At 59.5% G+C, this 21,777-nt stretch carries 23 protein-coding genes; 5 read left to right on the forward strand and 18 right to left on the reverse strand.

Annotation, left to right across the window (positions count from 1 at the left end):
• The first annotated feature begins 29 nt into the window (after positions 1-29).
• Positions 30-1,202 carry a patatin-like phospholipase family protein gene (locus AC1RS8_RS11115; protein WP_090453970.1) on the forward strand — a complete coding sequence of 391 codons (1,173 nt, stop codon included), beginning with the start codon at positions 30-32 and terminating at the stop codon, positions 1,200-1,202.
• Positions 1,203-1,317: 115 nt separating this feature from the next.
• Here AC1RS8_RS11115 and AC1RS8_RS11120 read toward each other — a convergent pair whose 3' ends face one another.
• From AC1RS8_RS11120 to puuE, 8 genes are all read right to left on the reverse strand, one after another.
• Positions 1,318-2,103 carry an outer membrane protein OmpK gene (locus AC1RS8_RS11120; RefSeq protein WP_057715764.1) on the reverse strand — a complete coding sequence of 262 codons (786 nt, stop codon included), beginning with the start codon at positions 2,101-2,103 and terminating at the stop codon, positions 1,318-1,320.
• 377 nt (positions 2,104-2,480) lie between these two features.
• On the reverse strand, positions 2,481-3,266 hold the full coding sequence (locus tag AC1RS8_RS11125; RefSeq protein ID WP_057715763.1) for an outer membrane protein OmpK: 786 nt from the start codon (positions 3,264-3,266) through the stop codon (positions 2,481-2,483).
• Positions 3,267-3,433: 167 nt separating this feature from the next.
• Complete coding sequence (locus AC1RS8_RS11130; protein WP_489340058.1) at positions 3,434-4,792, reverse strand: nucleobase:cation symporter-2 family protein; 1,359 nt, start codon at positions 4,790-4,792, stop codon at positions 3,434-3,436.
• 164 nt (positions 4,793-4,956) lie between these two features.
• A complete protein-coding gene (locus AC1RS8_RS11135) occupies positions 4,957-6,261 on the reverse strand; it encodes a urate hydroxylase PuuD (RefSeq protein WP_340314462.1) in 1,305 nt (434 codons plus the stop codon).
• 50 nt (positions 6,262-6,311) lie between these two features.
• Positions 6,312-6,815, reverse strand: a complete 504-nt coding sequence (locus AC1RS8_RS11140; RefSeq protein WP_085723223.1) for an ureidoglycolate lyase — start codon at positions 6,813-6,815, stop codon at positions 6,312-6,314.
• Between the two features lie 124 nt (positions 6,816-6,939).
• Positions 6,940-7,935, reverse strand: a complete 996-nt coding sequence (gene alc, locus AC1RS8_RS11145) for an allantoicase (protein WP_057715760.1) — start codon at positions 7,933-7,935, stop codon at positions 6,940-6,942.
• A gap of 90 nt (positions 7,936-8,025) precedes the next feature.
• Positions 8,026-8,541: a 2-oxo-4-hydroxy-4-carboxy-5-ureidoimidazoline decarboxylase gene (gene uraD, locus AC1RS8_RS11150; RefSeq protein WP_057715759.1), complete on the reverse strand. Its 516-nt coding sequence runs from the start codon at positions 8,539-8,541 to the stop codon at positions 8,026-8,028.
• The gene (gene puuE / locus AC1RS8_RS11155) at positions 8,538-9,464 is read right to left on the reverse strand and encodes an allantoinase PuuE (protein ID WP_057715758.1); all 927 of its coding nucleotides are present in this window, start codon (positions 9,462-9,464) and stop codon (positions 8,538-8,540) included. The genes uraD and puuE overlap by 4 nt, the downstream gene beginning before the upstream one ends.
• Before the next feature lie 434 nt (positions 9,465-9,898).
• Here puuE and uraH point away from each other — a divergent pair, with 434 nt between their 5' ends.
• A complete protein-coding gene (gene uraH, locus AC1RS8_RS11160) occupies positions 9,899-10,252 on the forward strand; it encodes a hydroxyisourate hydrolase (protein ID WP_003223171.1) in 354 nt (117 codons plus the stop codon).
• 209 nt (positions 10,253-10,461) lie between these two features.
• Here uraH and AC1RS8_RS11165 read toward each other — a convergent pair whose 3' ends face one another.
• From AC1RS8_RS11165 to AC1RS8_RS11175, 3 genes are all read right to left on the reverse strand, one after another.
• Entirely contained in the window at positions 10,462-11,088 is a 627-nt protein-coding gene (locus AC1RS8_RS11165) for a LysE family translocator (RefSeq protein ID WP_150812347.1), read from the reverse strand.
• Between the two features lie 72 nt (positions 11,089-11,160).
• On the reverse strand, positions 11,161-12,510 hold the full coding sequence (locus AC1RS8_RS11170) for an NCS2 family permease (RefSeq protein WP_090453980.1): 1,350 nt from the start codon (positions 12,508-12,510) through the stop codon (positions 11,161-11,163).
• 289 nt (positions 12,511-12,799) lie between these two features.
• Positions 12,800-13,243, reverse strand: a complete 444-nt coding sequence (locus tag AC1RS8_RS11175; RefSeq protein WP_407515248.1) for a MarR family winged helix-turn-helix transcriptional regulator — start codon at positions 13,241-13,243, stop codon at positions 12,800-12,802.
• Between the two features lie 82 nt (positions 13,244-13,325).
• On the opposite strand from AC1RS8_RS11175, the gene AC1RS8_RS11180 reads away from it, so the two are divergent.
• The gene (locus AC1RS8_RS11180; RefSeq protein WP_489340059.1) at positions 13,326-14,492 is read left to right on the forward strand and encodes an aminotransferase-like domain-containing protein; all 1,167 of its coding nucleotides are present in this window, start codon (positions 13,326-13,328) and stop codon (positions 14,490-14,492) included.
• Between the two features lie 165 nt (positions 14,493-14,657).
• Here the strand turns inward: AC1RS8_RS11180 and AC1RS8_RS11185 are convergent, their stop codons facing one another.
• From AC1RS8_RS11185 to AC1RS8_RS11205, 5 genes are all read right to left on the reverse strand, one after another.
• The gene (locus AC1RS8_RS11185; RefSeq protein ID WP_046042961.1) at positions 14,658-15,029 is read right to left on the reverse strand and encodes a glutathione S-transferase N-terminal domain-containing protein; all 372 of its coding nucleotides are present in this window, start codon (positions 15,027-15,029) and stop codon (positions 14,658-14,660) included.
• Between the two features lie 104 nt (positions 15,030-15,133).
• Positions 15,134-15,679, reverse strand: a complete 546-nt coding sequence (gene folE, locus AC1RS8_RS11190) for a GTP cyclohydrolase I FolE (protein ID WP_007988130.1) — start codon at positions 15,677-15,679, stop codon at positions 15,134-15,136.
• Positions 15,680-15,756: 77 nt separating this feature from the next.
• The gene (locus tag AC1RS8_RS11195; RefSeq protein WP_057715753.1) at positions 15,757-16,314 is read right to left on the reverse strand and encodes a Smr/MutS family protein; all 558 of its coding nucleotides are present in this window, start codon (positions 16,312-16,314) and stop codon (positions 15,757-15,759) included.
• 78 nt (positions 16,315-16,392) lie between these two features.
• Positions 16,393-16,713, reverse strand: a complete 321-nt coding sequence (locus AC1RS8_RS11200) for a hypothetical protein (protein WP_008048404.1) — start codon at positions 16,711-16,713, stop codon at positions 16,393-16,395.
• Between the two features lie 131 nt (positions 16,714-16,844).
• On the reverse strand, positions 16,845-17,435 hold the full coding sequence (locus AC1RS8_RS11205; RefSeq protein WP_056721821.1) for a cysteine hydrolase family protein: 591 nt from the start codon (positions 17,433-17,435) through the stop codon (positions 16,845-16,847).
• A 238-nt stretch (positions 17,436-17,673) separates the two neighbouring features.
• Here AC1RS8_RS11205 and prmB point away from each other — a divergent pair, with 238 nt between their 5' ends.
• Positions 17,674-18,582 carry a 50S ribosomal protein L3 N(5)-glutamine methyltransferase gene (gene prmB, locus AC1RS8_RS11210; protein ID WP_218496843.1) on the forward strand — a complete coding sequence of 303 codons (909 nt, stop codon included), beginning with the start codon at positions 17,674-17,676 and terminating at the stop codon, positions 18,580-18,582.
• A 128-nt stretch (positions 18,583-18,710) separates the two neighbouring features.
• Here prmB and AC1RS8_RS11215 read toward each other — a convergent pair whose 3' ends face one another.
• The gene (locus AC1RS8_RS11215) at positions 18,711-19,502 is read right to left on the reverse strand and encodes a hypothetical protein (RefSeq protein WP_489340060.1); all 792 of its coding nucleotides are present in this window, start codon (positions 19,500-19,502) and stop codon (positions 18,711-18,713) included.
• An 88-nt stretch (positions 19,503-19,590) separates the two neighbouring features.
• Positions 19,591-20,589 carry an alpha/beta hydrolase gene (locus tag AC1RS8_RS11220; protein ID WP_057715750.1) on the reverse strand — a complete coding sequence of 333 codons (999 nt, stop codon included), beginning with the start codon at positions 20,587-20,589 and terminating at the stop codon, positions 19,591-19,593.
• An 83-nt stretch (positions 20,590-20,672) separates the two neighbouring features.
• Here AC1RS8_RS11220 and aroC point away from each other — a divergent pair, with 83 nt between their 5' ends.
• Positions 20,673-21,764, forward strand: coding sequence for a chorismate synthase (gene aroC, locus AC1RS8_RS11225; RefSeq protein WP_057715749.1), 1,092 nt, complete (start codon positions 20,673-20,675; stop codon positions 21,762-21,764).
• The last annotated feature ends 13 nt before the right edge of the window (positions 21,765-21,777 follow it).

Consider the following 21,777-nt stretch of genomic DNA (forward strand, 5'->3'; position numbering starts at 1 on the left):
ATCCCATCAAGCACCATGGAGAGTTGTGCATGAGTCCAGGCGAACCGGTTACAGGGTTGATTCTTTCCGGTGGCGGGGCTCGGGCGGCCTATCAGGTCGGGGTGCTGGCGGCGATTGCCGAATTGCTGCCGCCGGGGGCCCGCAATCCGTTCCCGGTGATCGTCGGCACCTCGGCGGGCGCGATCAACGCCGTCAGCCTCGCCAGCGGGGCGATGGACTTTCGTAACGCCATCGAACGCCTGACGGCATTCTGGCAGGGCTTTCGCAGTCATCTGGTGTTGCGCAGCGACTGGCCCGGGGTGATCCGCCAGGCCAGCCGCTTTGTCAGCCACAGTTTGCTCGGCATCGGTGCCCAGGTTCCGGTGGCGCTGCTCAACAGTTCTCCGCTGCGGGATTTGCTCAACGACAAGCTGCATATGGGTGGCATCGCCGAAGCGATCGCACAGAAGCAATTGCATGCGGTGGCGGTCACCGCGTTCGGCTATGAGTCCGGCCAGGCCGTCACCTTCTATGAGGGCGGCGGCAAGATCGATGCCTGGTTGCGCCATCGGCGTATCGGTGTTCCCACCCGTTTATCCGTTGAACACCTGCTCGCCAGTTCGGCCATTCCGCTGCTGTTCGCCCCGGTGAAAATCGGCGAAGAGTATTTCGGGGATGGCGCGGTGCGTCAGTCGGCGCCGATCAGTCCGGCGTTGCATCTGGGTGCCAGTCGGGTGCTGGTGGTGGGCGTCAGTGGCAACCCCCGCGGGATTGACCCGCGACAACCCTTGTTGCGTAGCTACACCGGTCAGCAGCCGTCACTGGCGCAGATCGGCGGGCACATGCTCAACAGTACGTTCATTGACAGCCTGGAAAGCGACATCGAACTGTTGCAGCGCCTGAACCAGTTCAGTCACCTGATGCCCGACGGTACACCCACCCGCGCTTTGGGCGTGGCGCCGGTGGACGTGTTGGTGATTTCACCGAGCCAGCCGATCGATGAGATTGCCGCGCGTCATCGCCAGGAATTGCCGGCGGCATTGCGCCTGTTTCTGCGCGGGCCGGGGGCGACCAAGACCAGCGGGGCGGGGGTTTTGAGCTACCTGCTGTTCGAGGCGGGGTATTGCAGCGAGTTGATTGAACTGGGGCGGCGGGATGCGTTGGCCAAGCGCGGGGAGTTGTGCCGGTTTCTTGGAATTGGGGAGTCTTTGGTTTCGGCTTGAGATGTAGGAGCGAGCCCGCTCGCGATGGACGAAAGGACACCGCGGGGTATCAGGACCCCAGCGTTATCGTTCACGACCATCGCGAGCGGGCTCGCTCCTACAGGAGGTGTTCAGATCAGAAGTGAACCTTGACCAGGAAGCTGGTCACGCTCTGATCGGTCTTGAAGCCCTCGCTGTCTTCGATACCGTATTTGTTTTTCCAGTAGTCATACTCGACACCGACGTACAGCTGCTTGGCACCCAGATTCAACGCCTTGCCCAGGTCGTATTTGACCTGCGGGTTGAAGTGCAGGTTGGCGTGGTACTCGCCTTTGCTGTTGACGTCGTTGTCTACCACCCAGTCCATGAAGCCGTCGATCAGGACGTCCGAGCCACCCACCGGAATGGTGTAGGACCAGACCGGAGTGATCTGCCAGACATCGTCACCCGGACGGCCACCCTCGGTGTGACGATTATAGAAGTTCAACTGGAAGTAATCGAAACCAGGAATGGCCAGGTCGAAACCAGGACCGACCAGGTACGACTCGGTGTCGTCTTCGCCGAACTCATACGTCATGGCCAGCAGCACGTCCTTGATCGGGCCGAACTCCAGCTTCTGGTCAAAGATCTTGCCGAACGACAGGCGTGGCTGGAATTCGCCGTAGTGAGTGTTTTCACCCGCGAAATGGTCTTCCTTGCCGTTGTAGAAGATTTTGTCGATGAAGAAGAAGTTGTCGCCGTACTTCCAGGCATCGGCGTGTTCGAAGGTCACCGTCTGCTGGATGCGCGGGTTGACCTGGAAGTCCTTGCCATACAGATAGGTCAGGCTGTTGTTTTGCCACTGCAGCAAATCGCCGGCCATGGCCTGGCCCCCGGCCAGCATCGATCCCGCCAGCATCAGGCTAGTACACGTACGTTTCATTCGGTTGCTCCCAAAAAGTAGGTGGTTCCACGTTATTTTTTTAAGGTCGGCGCTCTGGTGTGGCGCCTTTTTCTGTAGCGGTAAAAAATCATCCATTCGGTCAGCTTTAATGCTGTTAGCAAGAGCTGAGCCAAGGCTTTCAAAAAGCAAAAAAACTCCCGTTCGACGGCTCAAGAGCGGTCGATTGAGAGGGGTTTTGGAGTGCCTTGGTGCCTGCCAGAGCCGGGATAAGTTGGCTTTCTGGTCAGGTTTTACATCCGGGCTTTTTTTTAAACCGGATTCGGGCGGCCGCGGAGAATACTGACTCCTCGGCCAGGTCTCAAGTGCTCCGCAACGGCGCACCGACGGCAGGTTTTGGGCACGGTTGCGGAGCAGCATCAGAAGTGCACCTTTACCAGCAGGCTGGCGGTGTTTTCATTGGTGTTGAAACGGGAGCTGTCCTGGACGCCGTATTTGTCTTTCCAGTAGCTGTATTCGGTGCCGACATACACCTGTTTCTCGCGCCAGCCCAGGGCTTTGCCCAGGTCGTATTTGATCTGCGGGTTGAAGTGCAGGTTGGCGTGATAGGTGCCGCGGGCGTTCTGGTCGTTATCCACCACCCAGTCGATGTAGCCGTCGATCAACAGGTTCGAGTTGCCCAGTGGCAGGGTGTAGGACCAGGCCGGGCTGATTTGCCAGACATCATCGCCAGGGCGCGAGCCTTCGGTCTGGCGGTAATAGAAGTTCAGGGTAAAAAAGTTGAAACCCGGTACCGCCAGGTCGAAACCGGGACCGATCAGGTAGGCCTCGGTGTCGTCTTCGCCGTTCTCGTAGGTCATGGCCAGCAGCACGTCCTTGATCGGGCCGAATTCGAAACGGCGGTCGAGGATCTTGCCGAAGGAGAGGCGTGGGCTGAACTCGCCGTAATAGGCATGAACGCCTTTGTTTCGGTCTTTCTCGCCGTTGTAGTAGGTGCTGTCGATAAACATGAAGTTGTCGCCGTACTTCCAGCGGTCGGCGTGTTCGAAGGTTATCGTCTGCTGGATCGCCGGGTTGATCGCGAAGTTCTTGCCATACAGATAGCTCAGGCTGTTGGTCTGCCACAGCAGTAGATCGCCGGCCATGGCCTGACTCGCGGCCAGCAGGCCAGCACCCAACAGCAGGTTGGTTTGTGTCCGAATCATCTGTTGCTCCCTCTTGTTTTTATTTTAAGGCGCAGGAAACCCTTACCCTGTAGGAGCGAGCCTGCTCGCGATGGTCGTCAACGATTACGCGTGTTATCTGGATAAACGCGGTGTTCTCGGGTTCATCGCGAGCAGGCTCGCTCCTACAGGGGGCGTGTGTTTCCGGGTTAATGCGTGTGAGCGTGGCAGTCGTTGATGGCCGCGCGTTCGGCGCCACCAAGGATGTTGAACAGCAGGTTCAGCGTCAGCGCGCTGAGGGTGGCCATGGCGATGCCGCTGTGGGTGCTCGGGCTCATCCACACGGGCAGGTGGGCGAAAAACTCCGGGCGTACAACCGGGATCAGGCCCATGCCGATGCTCACCGCCACCAGCAACTGGTTGCGACGGTCACCGATGTCGGCCTCCTGGAGAATCTTGATTCCGGTGGCGGCGACCATGCCGAACATCGCAATCGCTGCGCCGCCCAGTACTGCCGGAGGAATCGACGCCACCAAAAACGCGGCTTTGGGCAGCAGGCTCAAGACGATCAGCAACCCGCCGGCAACGATGGTCACCGAACGGCAACGCACGCCGGTCATCTGTACCAGGCCGATATTCTGGGCGAAGGAGGAGTGGGTGAAGGTGTTGAAGAAGCCGGCGAAGAACGAAGCGCCGGCATCGCACAACAAGCCTCGACGCAGCATCCGTGGACAGACTTCCTGACCGGTGATCTTGCCCAGCGCAAGAAACATCCCGGTGGACTCGACGAAGATGATCACTACCACCAGGCACATCGAGAGGATCGGCGCGAGTTCGAATTTGGGCATGCCGAAGTGCAGCGGAGTGACGAATTGCAGCCATGGAGCCTGAGCCATGCCACTGAGGTCGACCATGCCGAGCAGGCCGCAGAGCACATAGCCCAGGCACATGCCGATCAGCACGGAAATATTGACCCAGAAACCGCGCATGAAGCGATGCACCAGCAAAATGGTACCCAGCACCAGCGCGGCAATGGTCAGGTAAATCGGCGAACCGAATTGAGTGGCGCTGGCACCGCCGCCGGCCCAGTTCACAGCCACGGGGAACAGCGACAAACCGATCGAGGTGATGACTGTGCCGGTCACCAGCGGCGGGAAGAAGCGTACGACTTTGGACATGAACGGGGCGATGATCATGCCGAAGAACCCGGCGGCGATGGTCGCGCCGAAGATCCCTTGCAGGCCGATACCGGGCATGCCGGCCATGGCGACCATGCTGCCGACGGCGGCGAAACTGGCGCCCATCATCACCGGCATGCGAATGCCCATGGGGCCGATGCCGAGGGACTGGACGATGGTGGCGATACCCGCCACCAGCAGGTCGGCGTTGATCAGGAAGGCGATTTCTTCACGACTCAGGCCAGCGGCCTGTCCGATGATCAGCGGTACCGCGATGGCACCACCGTACATCAGCAGAACATGTTGCAAACCGACCAGGATCAGTTGCAAGAGGGGCAAACGCTGAATGGCGGGTGCGTCGGGGATGCGCGCTTCGGATAGCTCGGACATGCAACACCTCGGATCTTTTTATTCTTGTGATTTACAGCTGCAGTGCTGCTGGCAGCTGTATTCGAATCAGGTGGACCGCATTGCGGCCAATCGCAGGCAAACCAGCTCCCACACAGGCCATGCAAAACCTGTGGGAGCGAGCTTGCCCGCGATGCTTTTAGCGATTAATTGGTCTGGGCTCCCTGCACAATCCAGGCACCGATCAGGTCACGTTCCTGCTGGGTCATCTGCGTGATGTTGCCCAGTGGCATGATCTGGCTGGTGACGGCTTGCGCCTGAATCCGCGGTGCGTTCTGGCGGATTTGCTCGGGAGTGTCCAGCATCACCCCGGCCGGGGCTGCGCTGAACAACGGGCTGGTTGGTTTGGCCGAGTGGCAGACCGTGCAACGTTCCTGAATCACGCTGTGCACCTTGTCGAAACCCGGGCCGGCATTGGATGCCTGAGCCGGAGCGGCAGCAGGTGCTTCTGCGGGTTTGGCTTCAGCAGGTTTCAAACCACCGCCCACTGCGGTTTCCGGCAGCGGCTGGTATTCGATTTTCGCTGGAGCGTTGGCCACTTCTGGGGCGCTGGACATCGGCTTCGGACCAGACACATAAGCCAGGCAGATCATGCCCACCGCTGCCACTGGCAGGGTCCAGGCAAACTTGTGGCTGTCGTGACGGGTGTTGAAGTAGTGACGTACCAACACCGCCAGTACCGCGATCCCGGCCAGGATCAACCAGTTGTACTGGCTGCCGTAGGTGCTCGGGAAGTGGTTGCTGATCATGATGAACAGCACCGGCAAGGTGAAGTAGTTGTTGTGACGCGAACGCAACAGGCCTTTGGCCGGCAGCGCCGGATCCGGCGTGCGGTTCTCGGCAATCGCCGCAACCAGTGCGCGCTGTGCCGGCATGATGATGCGGAACACGTTGCCGACCATGATGGTGCCGATGATCGCGCCGACGTGAAGGTACGCACCCCGACCGCTGAACACTTTGCTGAAGCCGTAGGCTGCGCCGATGATCAGGACGAACAGGATGAAACCCAACAGGGCAGGGCGTTTGCCCAGGGCCGAGTCGCACAGGAAGGAGTAGATGAACCAACCGATGAATAGCGAGCCGAGGCCGATGGCCACGCCTTCAGGACCGCTCAGGGTGCTGCCCGGAGCCAGCAGGTAGAGCGTCGGGTTGGAGTAGAACACCACGCACAGCAGCGCGATACCCGACATCCAGGTGAAGTAGGCTTCCCATTTGAACCAGTGCAGGTTGTCCGGCATGGTCGGTGGAGCCAGTTTGTATTTTTCCAGGTGATAGATACCGCCGCCGTGGATCGCCCACAAATCACCGGCCAGACCGCTTTTCGGATTGACCCGATTGAGGTTGTTTTCCAGCCAGACGAAGTAGAACGACGCACCGATCCAGGCCACGCCAGTAATCATGTGAACCCAGCGCACGCTCAGGTTCAGCCATTCCAACAGATGTGCTTCCACAGTCTTTACCTCTCGCCTGTCACTCTGTTGTCGAGTGATCAGACCTTCTCTTATTGGTGGGGGGCGAGGATCAAACGCTCATCCTCTTTGAAAAAATGCTCATCGCAGTTATTGCCTGTGCCACTGCGATCAACCACCAGGAAGTCATCCCGCTTTTCGATCGTCAGCACCGGGTGGTGCCAGACGCCGCGATGGTAATTAATGCCCTGCCTGCCGTTGGTGACGAAGGCGCGGACCAAGCCTGATACAGGTTCATCGCCAAGTGGCGCGACCACGATCAGAAAGGGGTTGCCGAGCAGCGGAATGAAAGCCTGGCTGCCCAGCGGATGGCGCTCCAGCATGCTGACGGTCAGCGGCATGTCCTGCGCATCGGCGCGGAAGATGCTGATGATCGCGTTGTCCTCTGGCGTGGCGGTTTCGACCACAGCCAGTTTATGGAAGCGCATGGTCGAACCGTTGTTGATCATGAAGTGATCGCTGCCGTCGGTTTCGATCACGTCACCGAAAGGGGCGAAGGCTTCTTTGGTCAGCGGTTCAATCGTCAGTGTGCGCATGCTGTTCTTATCCGAATTCTGTGTTGTTAGTTCTATCGCCATCGCGAGCAAGCTCGCTCCCACAGTGGACTGTGGCGTTCACAAAACCTGTGGGAGCGAGCTTGCTCGCGATTGGTCCCACCGCTTATTTAGCGACCTTGCCCAAAACGCGCAGGCGGCTCACACCACCATCCGGGAACACGTTCAGGCGGATGTGGGTGATCGGGCCCAGTGCCTTGATCTGCTCGGCGAAGGTGTGCTCGGCGTGCATTTCCAGCTTCTGGCTTGGCAGCAGTTCGCGCCAGAACAGCGACTGGGTTTCGATCTGGCTGTCGGTACCGCCCTTCACGAACGCGCCCTGGATCGAGCAGCTGTCCGGGTAGTTGCCCTTGAAGTGCAGGGTGTCGACGATGACTTTTTCGACTTCGCCGGCATGACCCAGCGCGACGATGACCCAGTCATTGCCCGGGGTACGACGACGCGCGGTTTCCCAGCCATCGCCCATGTTGATGCCACGGCCCGGGTTGAGGATGTTGCTCATGCGACCGAAGTGTTCATCGGAGCAGGCGAGGGCGCGACCACCGTTAAGGGCGGCGGCCAGGTCGACTTGCTCGTTGTCGCCGGTAGCCGACCAGTCACGGAACGGCACGCCGTACACGCGCAGACGGGCCACACCGCCATCCGGGTAGATGTTGAAGCGCAGGTGGCTGAAGGCCTGGTCGTTATTGATTTCGTGGTAGTGGTGGCTGTTGCCTTGCAGCTCGACGGCCGACAGCACTTCAACCCACTGGGTGTTTTCGTTCGGCTCGCCTTCGGTCAGGAAGCAGGCTTCCAGGGACGCCGATGGCGGGAAGTTGCCGGTGAAGAATGAAGTGTCGATGTCGACGCCCTTGATCGAACCCGGTACGCCCAGGCGGATCACTGCGCTGTCGAAGCCTTCGAAGCGCTTGCGGCGCGATTCCCAGCCGTCCATCCACTTGCCGTTGTCATCGAACACGCCCTCCTTCCATACGGCCGGGGTCGGTTGAAACAGACGGTTGGCGTCTGCGAACCAGTCATCGGTGACCGAGATGATTTTGGTGCCCAGGCGGGCATCGGCCAGGTTGACGAACTTCTCGAAAGGTACGGCGTAAGCTTTCATTCTTCTTGTCTGCCTTTAAATAAGTGGCTTGGGATACTTGCCAGGCCCCGGGCGGTTTCGGCGTTCTTGAATCCGCTGGGGCCAGGCTTGCTATAGGGTCAGTAATCGGAACAGGGCGATCTTGTTGATCTCCGCCAGCGCGCACTTGAACTCGGTGTCGACCGGGTTGTGGATGCGCGTTTCGAACGCTGCGAGGATCTGATGCCGGTTGCTGCCTTTTACCGCCATGATGAAGGGAAACTTGAACTTGGCTTTGTAGGCGTCGTTCAGCTCGGTGAAGCGAGAAAACTCTTCGGCCGTGCATTGGTGAATACCGGCGCCAGCCTGTTCATTGGTGCTGGCTTCGGTAAGTTGGCCCTGGACGGCGGCTTTGCCGGCCAGGTCCGGGTGAGCGTTGATCAATGCCAGCTGACTGGTGTGATCGGCGCTCAACAGGATGTCGCTCATGCGCTGGTGCAGGGTTTCGATCTCATCGATCGAGGCATCCTGGCCCAGGTCGTAGGCCTTCTCGGCCACCCATGGCGAATGTTCGTAGATGTCGGCGAAAGCGGCGACGAAGGCGTCGCGGCTCAGGGCCGAAGGTTTGACGGTTTGAAAGGTGCTCATTTGGCAGCCCCTGTGTACGGGTGGGTTTCTTGCCAGTGACGCGCGATGTCGACGCGACGGCTGAACCACACCTGTTCATGACTTTTAGCGTATTCGATAAAGCGCTTGAGTGAAGCCAGACGCGCCGGACGGCCGATCAGGCGGCAGTGCAGGCCGATCGACAGCATCTTCGGAGCCTCGGCGCCTTCGGCGTAGAGCACGTCGAACGCATCTTTCAGGTATTCGAAGAAGTCGTCGCCCTTGTTGAAACCCTGGACCTGGGTGAAGCGCATGTCGTTGGTGTCCAGGGTATACGGGATCACCAGGTGCGGCTTGCCGGTCGGGTTGTTCGGTTCCCAGTAGGGCAGGTCGTCGTCGTAGGTGTCGCAGTCGTAGAGGAAACCACCTTCCTCCATCACCAGGCGACGGGTGTTCGGACCCGTGCGGCCGGTGTACCAGCCCAACGGGCGAGTGCCTGTGATTTCGGTAAGGATGCGGATCGCTTCGAGCATGTGCTCGCGTTCCTGGGCTTCGTCCATGTACTGGTAGTCGATCCAGCGATAGCCATGGCTGCAGATCTCGTGGCCGGCATCGACCATGGCGCGGATCACGTCCGGGTGACGCTGGGCGGCCATGGCCACGGCGAAGATGGTCAGTGGAATGTCGAATTCCTTGAACAGCTTCAGGATCCGCCACACGCCGGCACGGCTGCCATACTCGTAGAGGGATTCCATGCTCATGTTGCGCGCGCCTTGCAGCGGCTGGGCTGAAACCATTTCCGAGAGGAACGCTTCGGATTCTTTGTCGCCGTGCAGGATGTTGCGCTCGCCGCCTTCTTCGTAATTGAGTACGAACGACAGGGCAATACGGGCATTGCCCGGCCAGTGGGGGTGAGGAGGGTTACTGCCGTAACCGACCAGGTCGCGTGGGTAGTCAGCGCTCACTGCAGGCTTCCTTCTTATTCGATGATGACGGTTGGTGTGACGCAGCTGAAAATGGGATGGCGGGCTTGCGTCACAGCGATGGGCTGATTGTATACAACTTTATATTCACTTTGTAAGCCTGATTTTTCGCATTTTTCACCGACTGTCATCTTTTACTGCTATTGGCGTGAGCCTGCAAGAAATCTGCCTGACTGGTCAATTATTGATTGAAGGGTTCATAGGCGGTGCGGTTTGGCGGGAAATCGGCGGTAAACATGCAGATGGCGGGTGTCATGCGAAAAATGTCGTTTTTATTGTGTACAATTTTTTTGAAAAGTGTCTTAATCAGTCGCTCGCCGCAGCTTTTCGTGCTCCGAATCGGTGCGGTCTCCTTTTCAACTGACTTCGGGAGGCGCGAAGTCTGACTGCTCCACGCAGGCAGGCGCGCAGAATCAATGGGACGTTTGACTACACACGTTTTGGACGCAGCACACGGTTGCCCGGGCAGCTCGATCAAGGTCGAGTTGTACCGCGTTGAAGGATCGCACCTGGAATTGGTCGCCAGCGCGATAACCAACAGCGATGGCCGTGTCGATGCACCGCTGCTGCAAGGCGATGACTACCGCACCGGGGTCTATCAGGTTCAGTTTCATGCCGGCGATTACTACCGCGCCCGTGGCGTTCAGCTGCCGGAGCCTGCATTCCTGGATGTCGTGGTGCTGCGTTTTGGCATCTCCGCCGAGCAGGATCACTACCATGTGCCGTTGTTGATTTCGCCTTACAGCTACTCCACCTACCGCGGCAGCTGATCCCCCAGGCAGCTGCTGCAACCTGGAAGCGACTGCGCATATAGCTTCTTTGGTCTTTCGCCCGCTCACACTGCGGGCTTTTTTTCGTCTTCTGTAGGAGCAGCCGGTCGACGCTCGATTGCTCGCGATGGAGGCCCAGACAACGCGGGCATTCAGATGGCCCGCGTCATCGTTAACGTCCATCGCGAGCAAGCTCGCTCCTACAACTGTTATCGGCTCAACAACGATGCAGCCCCCGCGCCACTGAACAACCCCGCACTGATCCTGTTGAACCAGCTCTGTCCCTTGCCGCTGCGCAGATACCGTGCCGCACCATGGGCGCCGAGGCCGTAGGCCAATTTGCACAGCAGGTCGAGCACGGTCCAGGTCACGATCATCACCAGCAGTTGTGGCAGGAACGGCTGTTCGGCACTCAAGAACTGCGGCAGGAAAGCGGCGAAGAACAGGATATCTTTCGGGTTGCTTGCGCCCAGCATGAACGCACGCCCGAACAGTGCGCGAAAGCGTGGCACCGGCGCGGCCTGTGGCACTTCAGCGCCATGGGAAGGCAGGCGCGATTGCTGCCAGCTCTGCCAGGCGAGGTAGAACAGGTAGAGGGCGCCAAGAATCTTCAGGGCACTGAACAGCTGTTCCGACGCCAGCAACAACGCCCCCAGACCCAGCGCCGAAGCACTCAGCAGGCAGATCGATGCCGACACGCCGCCGAGAAAGGCCGGGTAAGAGCGGCGCAGGCCGTAATTCAGACTGTTGCTGATCATCAGCAACGACAGCGGCCCCGGGATCAGGATCACTATCAGCGCAGCGCCGCTGAACAGCAGCCAGGTTTCCAGACTCATCACTTTCCTCCATTTGCACAAAAGCCCCACCCGACGGGGTGAGGCTGTTTTCAAGCGTGTACCGCGTGTGGTTTACAAGAAGATGAACTTGGCGATGAAGATCGCGCAGAGCACCCACAGGCTCACCGAAATTTCCTTGTACTTGCCGGTACCGGCCTTCATCGCCACGTAGGTGATGAAGCCCAGTGCGATGCCGTCGGCGACCGAGAAAGTCAGCGGCATCATGATGGCGGTGACAATTGCCGGAATGCTGTCGGTGGCTTCGTCCCATTCGATGTGGGCCATGCCGCCCATCATCAGCATCGCTACATAAATCAGCGCGCCCGCGGTTGCATAGGCAGGAATCATCCCGGCCAGCGGTGCGAAGAACATGGCTGCAATAAATAGCACACCTACGGTCACTGCGGTAAGACCAGTCCGACCACCCGCTGCAACACCGGCAGCACTTTCCACGTAGCTGGTGACCGGAGGAACGCCGACTACCGCACCGAATACGCTGGAAGCACTGTCGGCTTTCATGGCGCGGGAGAGGTTTTCAATCCTGCCATCAGCGCCCACCAGGTTGGCACGCTGGGCAACGCCCATCAGGGTGCCTGCGGTGTCGAACATGTGCACGAAGAGGAAGGCCAGGACCACGCTGACCATGCTGATGTTGAATACACCTACAACGTTCATGGCCATCCAGGTCGGAGCCAGGCTCGGTGGGGCGGACATGATGCCCTCGTAGTGCACCAGCCCAAGGCCCCAACCGGCGAGGGTCACGGTGATGATGCTGATGAGGATCGCGCCGAACACCTTGTGATAGCTGAGGATGGCGATCATCAGGAAGCACACGGCGGCGAGCAGCGGACCGGGTTCGCGCAGGGAGCCGAGCTTGATCAGGGTCGCCGGGCTATCGACGACGATACCTGCGGTTTTCAGGCCGATCAGCCCCAGGAACAGACCCACGCCGGCGCCCATGGCGAAGCGCAGGCTGACCGGGATGCTGTTGAGCAGCCATTCGCGGATCCGCGAGAAGGTCAGGATCATGAACAACACACCGGACACAAACACCGCGCCGAGGGCGGTTTCCCAGTTGTAGCCCATGGTACCGACCACGGTGTAGGTGAAGAAGGCGTTCAGCCCCATGCCTGGTGCCAGGCCGACCGGCCAGTTGGCGTACAGGCCCATCAACAGGCAACCGAGTGCCGCGGCGATACAGGTGGCGACGAACGCCGCCCCGTGATCAATCCCGGCGTCGGCCATGATGTTGGGGTTGACGAAAATGATGTAAGCCATGGTGATGAAGGTTGTCAGACCGGCAATCAGCTCGGTCTTCACCGTGGTGCCGTGCAAGCTGAGTTTGAACAGACGTTCCAGCAAGCCATTGCGTAATGGCGGCGAGATTTCCAGCGTCGATGCTTCGGATTTGCGGCTTTCCACAGCGAGTACTCCTCAAGAGTTTTATTGTTATTTCCAGGGCCGGATCCGAGAGGGGTGGCAGCGGCCCTTTGAGGTACTTGCGAATTTGTTGACCTCTTGGTCAGGAACTCGCACGAAGTGGATTATGCTTTTGTATACAAAGAATGCAAATAATGTTTTTGATTTTGTAGACGAAAAGTTTGGCAATAGGGATATATCGCCTGTTCCGATGCCATCGCGGGCAAGCTCGCTCCCACAGTTGATCGCATACCCCTGTAGGAGCGAGCCTGCTCGCGAAGGACTTTCGGGCTCAGGTTTTTTGTTGATTCTCCCCAAGCGCCAGATTCACCGCCAGCCAGCCATTCACCGCCGTCTCCCCAGCCTCGGCAAACACCCGCTCCAGCAATTTCACCTGCTCACAGCGCAACGACTGTTCGAAACGAGCGCCGTCATCGGTCAGTTCCAGCAGCCGCTTACGCTTGTCAGTCTCGGACGCGACGCTGTTCACCAGATGCATCTCGACCAACTGACGCAACGGCATGTTCAACGCCTGCTTGCTCACCCCGAGCAAGGCCAGCAACTCCTTGACGCTGAGGTTCGGATAGCGGGCGATGAAAAACACGATGCGCTGATGCACCCGACTCAGGCCGCGACGTTCGAGCATTTCATCGGCCTTGGCGGTGAAGGCCTGGTAGCCGAAGAAAAACGCTTCCATGGCTTGCTGCTGGGAAAGCGGGTTTTTAAGGTCAAGCATATTGACGTATCCGTTCGTGGAGGCGTAATTTCGGTCAATAAGTTTGACTCATTTTTCACATGCCTCGCTACCGGTGATCCCCATGGCTTTTTCCGAACGTGTCTCACGCCTTAAAAGTTCTTTGATCCGTGAAATCCTCGCTGCGGCCCAACGTCCGCAGGTGATGTCGTTTGCCGGCGGCTTGCCGGCCGAAACCATGTTGCCGAAGGTCGAGTGGGCCGAGATGCCGGTTTCCATGGGCCAATACGGCATGAGCGAGGGCGAACCGGCGCTGCGCGAAGCGCTGGCCGCCGAGGCGCGAGCGCTGGGAGTGCCATGTGAGGCAAGTCAGGTACTGGTGGTCAGCGGCTCACAGCAGACCCTCGACCTGGCCGCCAAGCTGTATATCGACAAGGGCACCGAAATCCTGCTCGAAGCGCCGACTTATCTGGCGGCATTGCAGATTTTCCAGCTGTTCGGCGCCGACTGCCTGACCGTGCCGCTGGAGGCTGACGGACCGAACTTGACGGCGCTACGCGCTCGCCTGGAACAACACCGCCCGGCTTTCATCTACCTGATCCCGACCTTCCAGAATCCATCGGCGGTGCGTTACAGCGAAGCCAAACGCAACGCGGTGGCGGCATTGCTCGATGAGTTTGGCGTGACGCTGATTGAGGACGAGCCTTATCGCGAGCTGACCTTCGACGGTGGCAGCGCCACGCCGATTGTCAGTCGCTTGAAGAAGGCCAGCTGGATCTATACCGGGACCGTGTCGAAAACCCTGTTGCCGGGTTTGCGTGTCGGCTACTTGATCGCCAGCCCGGACCTGTTTCCACATCTGTTGAAACTCAAGCAGTCGGCGGATTTGCACACCAATCGGGTCGGCCAGTGGCAGGCGCTGCAATGGATCGGCACCGAGAAATATCAGCAACACCGTAGTGAGTTGCGCGATTTTTATCGGGGGCGTCGGGATGCGTTTCAGGCTGCGCTGGAAACGCACTTCTCCGATCTGGCGGACTGGAACGTGCCGCAGGGCGGGCTGTTCTTCTGGTTGAAACTCAAGCAACCGCACGACACCCGCACCTTGCTGAATGCCGCGCTGGCCAACGACGTGGCGTTCATGCCGGGGGAGCCGTTCTTCCCCGAGCCGGACAACCATCCGGGGTATCTGCGATTGAACTTCAGCCACATTGATCCGGCGCGGCTGGATGAGGGGCTCAAGCGGTTGGCGGCGGTGGTGCGTGCTGCCCAGGCCGCAAAAGCAGCCTAGAAACAAATAAACCGGCCAATGGGCCGGTTTATTTTTGTCTGAAATTTATGGTGCCTGTGCCGGCCTCATCGCGAGCAAGCTCGCTCCCACAGGTTTTGTGTACACCACAAGTCCACTGTGGGAGCGAGCTTGCTCGCGATGGGGCATCAGCCCCGCCCAAATTTTTCAGGCTGCCGCAAAACGCTTGTCCAGATAATCAATGATCACCTTGGACTCGTACATCCAGGTGGTCTGGCCATTCTCTTCAATGCGCAGGCACGGCACCTTGATCTTGCCGCCTTGCTCCAGCAAGGTCTGGCGATCCTGTTCGTTGTTCTTCGCGTCGCGAAGGGCCACCGGCACATTCAGGCGGCGCAGGGTACGGCGAGTCTTCACGCAGAACGGGCAGGCGTGGAATTGATACAGCGTCAGGCCCTTGGCAGCCGAATTGACCTGTGCCTGAACTTCCGCCGGGCGCTGCTTCTTGCCTGGGCGGGTGATGAAGTCGATGAAGATGATCAGTTGGCCAAGGCCGACACGAAGCGCTTTTACGAACACGTTGAAAGCCTCACGGTGCAAACGAATAAGGGCGCGCAGCTTACCTGATTTTTTGCGGGCGAAAAAAAACCGGCGATGAACGCCGGTTTTCTTCGTGCCGCAAATTACTTGATGAGGCTGAGGAATTCGCTGCGGGTGGCGGCGTTCTCGCGGAACTCACCGAGCATCACCGAGGTGATCATCGTCGAATTCTGCTTTTCCACGCCGCGCATCATCATGCACATGTGCTTGGCCTCGATCACCACCGCAACGCCCAGGGCGCCGGTGACCTGCTGGACCGCATCGGCGATCTGGCGGCTGAGGTTTTCCTGGATCTGCAGGCGGCGGGCGTACATGTCGACGATCCGCGCGACTTTCGACAGGCCCAGGACCTTGCCGCTCGGGATGTAGGCGACGTGAGCCTTGCCGATGAACGGCAGCAAGTGGTGTTCGCACAACGAGTACAACTCGATGTCCTTGACCAGCACCATTTCGCTGTTGTCGGAGCTGAACAGGGCACCGTTGGTGACCTCTTCCAGTGTCTGTTCATAGCCGCGGCAGAGGTACTGCATGGCTTTGGCGGCACGTTTTGGCGTGTCGAGCAGGCCTTCGCGGGAAACGTCCTCGCCGAGCTGGCCGAGGATCGCCGTGTAATTCTGTTCCAGGGACATGAAACTACCTGTGGGATTTTACGCAAAGGGCAAGGGTACGGTGACGGACACGACGCTGCAAGCGTGACGCGTCAGCTTTACTCGTCACGACCTTCCATCATGGTGCGTTTGAGCATCACATAAACCGCGCCGGCACCACCATGTTTCGCCTGGCACGAGGTGAAGCCGAGTACCTGTGGATGCTGGCGCAGCCAGGTGTTGACGTGGCTTTTGATCATCGGCCGCTTGCCGTCCAGGCGAACAGCCTTGCCATGGGTGACGCGCACGCAGCGGATTTCGAATTTGGTGGCTTCAGCCAAAAATGCCCAGAGGGTTTCCCTGGCCTTTTCCACGCTCATGCCGTGCAGGTCGAGGCTGCCTTCGAAAGGAATCTGCCCGACCTTGAGCTTGCGCATCTGGCTTTCCTGCACGCCATCGCGGGCCCACATCAGCTCGTCCTCTGGGCCGACGTCGATGACGAACTGATCGGACAGCCCGTCGACGGTGGTGGATTCGGTGCGCACGGTGGCCGCTTGACGCAGTTTGGCAATCTGCGCGCGGTCAGCCTTGGGTTTGCCGGTTTCGGCGCGATCGTGCTTGATCGGCTTGACGCCTTGGATCGCGCTTTTGAACAGGGAAAAATCGTCGTCTTGCATGTCAGCCTCCGCGAAGGGCGGCCAGTTTACCCAACTCGAAGCGAATCGGGCGCGACAAAAACGCGCGCGATGCCAGGCTCAGTCGTGTTTTTTCATCAGGTGCGGGGACATGGCCAGCTCCCGCGACTGCCGCGAGCGACGACGGCAACGGCGCCATAGCCAAACACCGAGGTACAGCACGAACAGGCCGATGGCCAGGATCACGGCAGCACCGGTGCGGCTTGTGTTCAATTCACCCAGGGCGGGTGCGTGGCCGAGCAGGCTGGCGGCACCGGCCATGGCGAGCAACACGCCGCACATCGCCAGCAACGCCGCGAACGTCGCGCCGATTCGAAAACGCCAGTTGCTTTGGCCTTTGGGCCGCAAGCGGCGAGCGTCAAAACCATCGGATAACTTCATTCCGACCTTCCTCAATGGGTATCGGCCCTTCGACCGGGAGTTGACCGGGATGTTCCTGAGGCTAAGACAATTACGGCAAATGGGAGGCTTTTGCGGATGAGCGGCGTTCCAGGCCGCTCATTGAGCGTCGATCAGATCAGTTCACGGGTCAGCGCGAGGGTGGCGAAGTTGTCGCCCATGATCGCCATTTCCGTCTGATGGACGTGTGCGGCACTGAGTACGCCGCCCTTGTAAGGCAGGTCGCGGGTGGCGCAGGCGTCTTCCACCAGGGTGCAGCGGAAGCCCAGGTTCTTGGCGGCACGCACCGTGGTGCTGACGCTAGAGTGGCTCATGAAGCCGCAGACGATCAGGTCAAGGGCGCCGAGGTCTTCCAGGCGTTGTGCCAGTTCGGTGCCGTGAAAAGCGCTTGGCAACAATTTGCCGATGACGGTTTCATCGCTCTGTGGCTCCAGGCCCGGAATGAACTCACCACCTACGCCCTGTGGGTTGAACAGCCCGCCGAGGGTGCCGAGGTGGCGGACATGCACGATCGGCCGGCCGGCGGCGCGGGCAGCGGCGAGCAATTGCTTGATGTTCGCGACAGCTTCATCCATGCCGCTCAGGGCCAGGGGACCGCTGAGGTATTCTTTCTGGGCATCGATGATGACCAGGGTGGCATGGCTCAGATTGGCCGCTGCATAACCGCGGCCGCTGAGTTGAAACATCGTTTTTGGAACAGACATTCTGGGGCTCCTTGGAGTGGGGCTTTTGCGCCATTGTCCTCTGGCTGAGCGGTTCTGTGAATCGCTACGATCGTAGGTGCCGTCGTTGCTGGCCTGTAGCCTTGTCAATAGTCACGTTTTGTTCAATAGCCTAGCGAAAAAATGGATAACTCCTACATTTGAATCGGTACTTTCCCGCGTCGTCGTGAAGTCGTTTGACTGGTAGAATCCCCCGTCGATTTTTCTGGAGTTTGCCGTCGTGATCACTTCCCGCCTTCGTACCCTGCGTGACCATATCCGTTGGGCCGTCAGCCGCTTCCATGGGGAGGATCTTTTTTTCGGCCATGGCACTGACAACGCCTGGGACGAAGCCCGGCAATTGGTGTTGGGCGCGTTGCACCTGCCATGGGAAATATCCGACAGCTACCTCGACTGCAATCTGGAAGAAGACGAAGTGGTTCACCTGCAGCTTTTGCTCAAGCGCCGCATCGAAGATCGGGTGCCTACCGCGTATCTGCTGGGCGAGGCCTGGTTCTGTGGCATGTCGTTCATCGTCGATGAGCGTGTGCTGATCCCGCGCTCCCCCATCGGCGAGTTGATCGAAAACCGTTTTACCCCGTGGCTGGCTACCGAGCCGGCGCGGATTCTCGACCTGTGCACCGGTTCCGGTTGCATCGGCATCGCCTGCGCCTACGAGTTCCAGCATGCCGAGGTGGTGTTGGGGGACCTGTCGTTCGAAGCGCTGGAAGTGGCCAATCAGAACATCGAGCGCCATGGTGTCGATGAGCGTGTGTACACGGTGCAGGGCGACGGTTTCGAGGGCTTGCCGGGTCAACGTTTCGACCTGATCGTGTCGAACCCGCCCTACGTCGATGCGGAAGATTTCGCCGACATGCCGGACGAGTACCAGCACGAACCGGAACTGGGCCTGGCCTGCGGTGATGATGGTTTGAATCTGGTGCGGCGCATGCTTGCCGAGGCGGCGGATCACCTGACCGAGAAGGGCTTGCTGATTGTCGAAGTGGGCAACAGCCAGGTGCACGTCGAGGCGTTGTACCCGGAAGTCGACTTCGCCTGGCTGGAGTTCGAGCGTGGCGGCCATGGTGTGTTCATGCTCAGCGCGCAGCAGTGTCGTGAGCATCAGGCGTTGTTCGCTTCTCGCGTCTGACCTTGTAGGAGCGAGCTCGCTCGCGATGGACGTAAGGGCGACGTGTTTATTCGGAATACACGCGTCATCGTTAACGTCCATCGCGAGCAAGCTCGCCCCTACAATGAATGCGCCGCGGTCTCAAGCCTTCAACGATGCGTGGCAATCCAGATCAACAACCCCGCCTGAAACACCGCAAACGCCACCAGGCAGGTGATGGTGAATCGCAGCCCGGCGTCTTCGCGTTTGTACTTGCTGACTTTTTCTTCGTGTTTCTTGAGTTTGACTTCCTGCTCGGCCAGGTTCTGTTCGGCTTGCTGGAGCATCTGCGCCGCCTCGAGGATTTCCACGACCTGCAGTTTTTCGTTGTTCCAGTCGCCAGAGAGGTCGCCGACCTTGACCGGCTTGACGCTGCCTTTCAAATGCTGGGCATCGGCATACACCACGTCGAAACCGTGCACGCGCAAAAAATGATCGCGGCGCAGGCGGGTGTCTTCGTTCAGTGCATCCTTGTTGTTCAGGTCAAAGCCGTCGACGGTGTAGGTCGGCCAGCGCTTTTTCGCCCAATTGATGCCCTGGGCCGCCATGTAGCGACCAATGCCACGGTTCAGCGGTTCAATCTGCAGTCCGCTTTCCGGTCCGAAATGCACGCGTTTTTCGGCGTGATCGACCCACACGTCCAGATGATTCTGTTCCTTGCGTACGCGCTGGCCGGGCAGGGTGATGCTCATGCGCATCAGGCTGTGCGTCTTGTCATTGCGTTCGGCATAGCCGAACTCGACAAAGCGCAATGGGCGTCCTCCTGTGTTGCGGTCAGTCTGCAGCGGCGCCAGACGGAGCATCTTGTGGTGCTCGACGTGGACGTCCGCCCAGGGCAGCTCGACCGCTGGCGGTGCGTCTTTTTCAGCGCTGGTGTCGGGTGAAGTCTGGGTGTCAGTCATAACGGCGAGATCCTGTCCAAGCTCAGCTTGTCGCCAACCAATGTGTTGGCGACAAAGGCTTATCGGCCGTTTTTTTCAAGACTGGAGGTTAACTGGCGCGAAGTCCGTCAATAAAACCGAGGATTCGCGTACCCAGTTCCGCCGCCAGGGGCAGCTGCGGGTCCTTATAGGAGGCCAGTTGGCGTTTGACGTCGTTGGGCACGATGCGCATGACGTGGTTCATGCCCTCGATCAGCGCCAGTTCGGCGTCCGGTTTGGCAGCCTTGAGCAGCCTTGCGTCATTGACGCCGACCTGGATGTCGTTGCTGCCCTGGATGATCAGTGCTGGCATCTTCAACTTCGCAAATGCCGCGGCCGGGTCCTGGCGGAACAGGGAAATCAGGTAAGGCTGCACGCTCGGACGGAAAATCACCTGCAAGGGTGGCGGCACATTGTCGTCGGTTTTTCCGGCCTTGAGGCTGTCGAGCAATTGATTGCTGCGCAGCATCAGCGGTTGAGGCAGGCGATTGCCCAGTTGCTCGCGAATGACCTGATCCACCGGTCTTGCGCTGCCGGAGACAGAAATCACCGCGTCGGCATCGATATCCGGTGCAGCGAGGCTGGCGATCAGGGCGCCTTCGCTGTGACCCAGCACGATCAACTGGCCAAAACGCGGATCGGTCTTGAGTTTCCGGCCCCAGGCTTGGGCATCGGCCACATAAGCTTCCACCGTCAGATTGCGTTCATCCGGGGTCGCCGCCAGGCTCGCGGCCACGCCACGCTTGTCGTAACGCACGCTGGCGATGTTGTGTTTGGCCAGCACCCAGGCCAGGCGCTTGAGGCTGTCATTGCGCCCGCCGTCGGCGTTGTTTCCGTCACGATCCGTAGGGCCGGAGCCTGAAATGATCAGGACAACCGGCACTCGATTGTCGGATTTTGGCAGCAACAGCGAGCCGAAAAGCTCGCCGGTGCCCGTATCCAATGTGATCGGTCGTTGCAGGACAGTCGCCTGGGCGAAGCCGGAAATCAGGGTAAGGCTCAAGGCTAGAACTCGCAGCATCATCGCGCCATTATCAAGAAGATGCCGGTTGGACTCACGGGCACCCATAAGGTTCGAGGATGAACTACTTGGGTAGCCTGCGTATACTGGCGCGCATTACGTATTCAGGTTCATTTCACGGAGCGTCCTGCATGTCCGGCAATACCTACGGCAAGCTGTTCACTGTCACCACCGCGGGCGAAAGCCATGGCCCGGCGTTGGTCGCCATTGTCGATGGCTGCCCGCCGGGGCTGGAGATATCCCTGGAGGATCTGCAGCGTGACCTGGACCGCCGCAAGCCCGGCACCAGCCGCCACACCACCCAGCGCCAGGAAGCCGACGAAGTCGAAATCCTCTCTGGCGTGTTCGAAGGCCGCACCACCGGTTGCGCCATCGGCCTGTTGATCCGCAACACCGACCAGAAGTCCAAGGACTACTCGGCGATCAAGGACCTGTTCCGCCCGGCCCACGCCGATTACACCTACCACCACAAGTACGGCGAGCGCGATTATCGCGGCGGCGGTCGCAGCTCGGCCCGTGAAACCGCGATGCGCGTCGCGGCCGGTGCGATTGCAAAAAAATACCTGGCCAGCCAGGGCATCGTCATTCGCGGCTACATGAGCCAGTTGGGGCCGATTGAAATCCCGTTCAAGACCTGGGATTCGGTCGAGCAGAACGCCTTCTTCAGCCCGGACCCGGACAAAGTGCCTGAGCTGGAGGCCTATATGGACCAGTTGCGTCGCGACCAGGATTCGGTCGGTGCGAAAATCACCGTGGTCGCCGAAGGCGTGATGCCGGGCCTGGGCGAGCCGATCTTCGACCGCCTCGACGCGGAGCTGGCCCATGCGCTGATGAGCATCAACGCGGTCAAGGGCGTGGAAATCGGCGCCGGTTTTGCCAGCGTCGCCCAGCGTGGCACCGAGCATCGCGATGAAATGACCCCGGAAGGTTTCCTCAGCAACAACGCGGGCGGCATTCTCGGCGGTATTTCCTCCGGTCAACCCATCGTTGCGCACCTGGCGCTGAAGCCGACATCGAGCATCACAACGCCGGGCCGTTCCATCGACATCCATGGCAACCCGGTGGAAGTGATCACCAAGGGTCGTCACGACCCGTGCGTGGGCATCCGCGCTACGCCGATTGCCGAGGCGATGATGGCTATCGTGCTGATGGATCACCTGCTGCGCCATCGTGGGCAAAACGCCGACGTGCGTGTGAGCACGCCGGTGCTGGGTCAGCTGTAAATGGCTGACATCA

The sequence above is a fragment of the Pseudomonas sp. GW821-FHT12A04 genome (genome assembly GCF_058807755.1).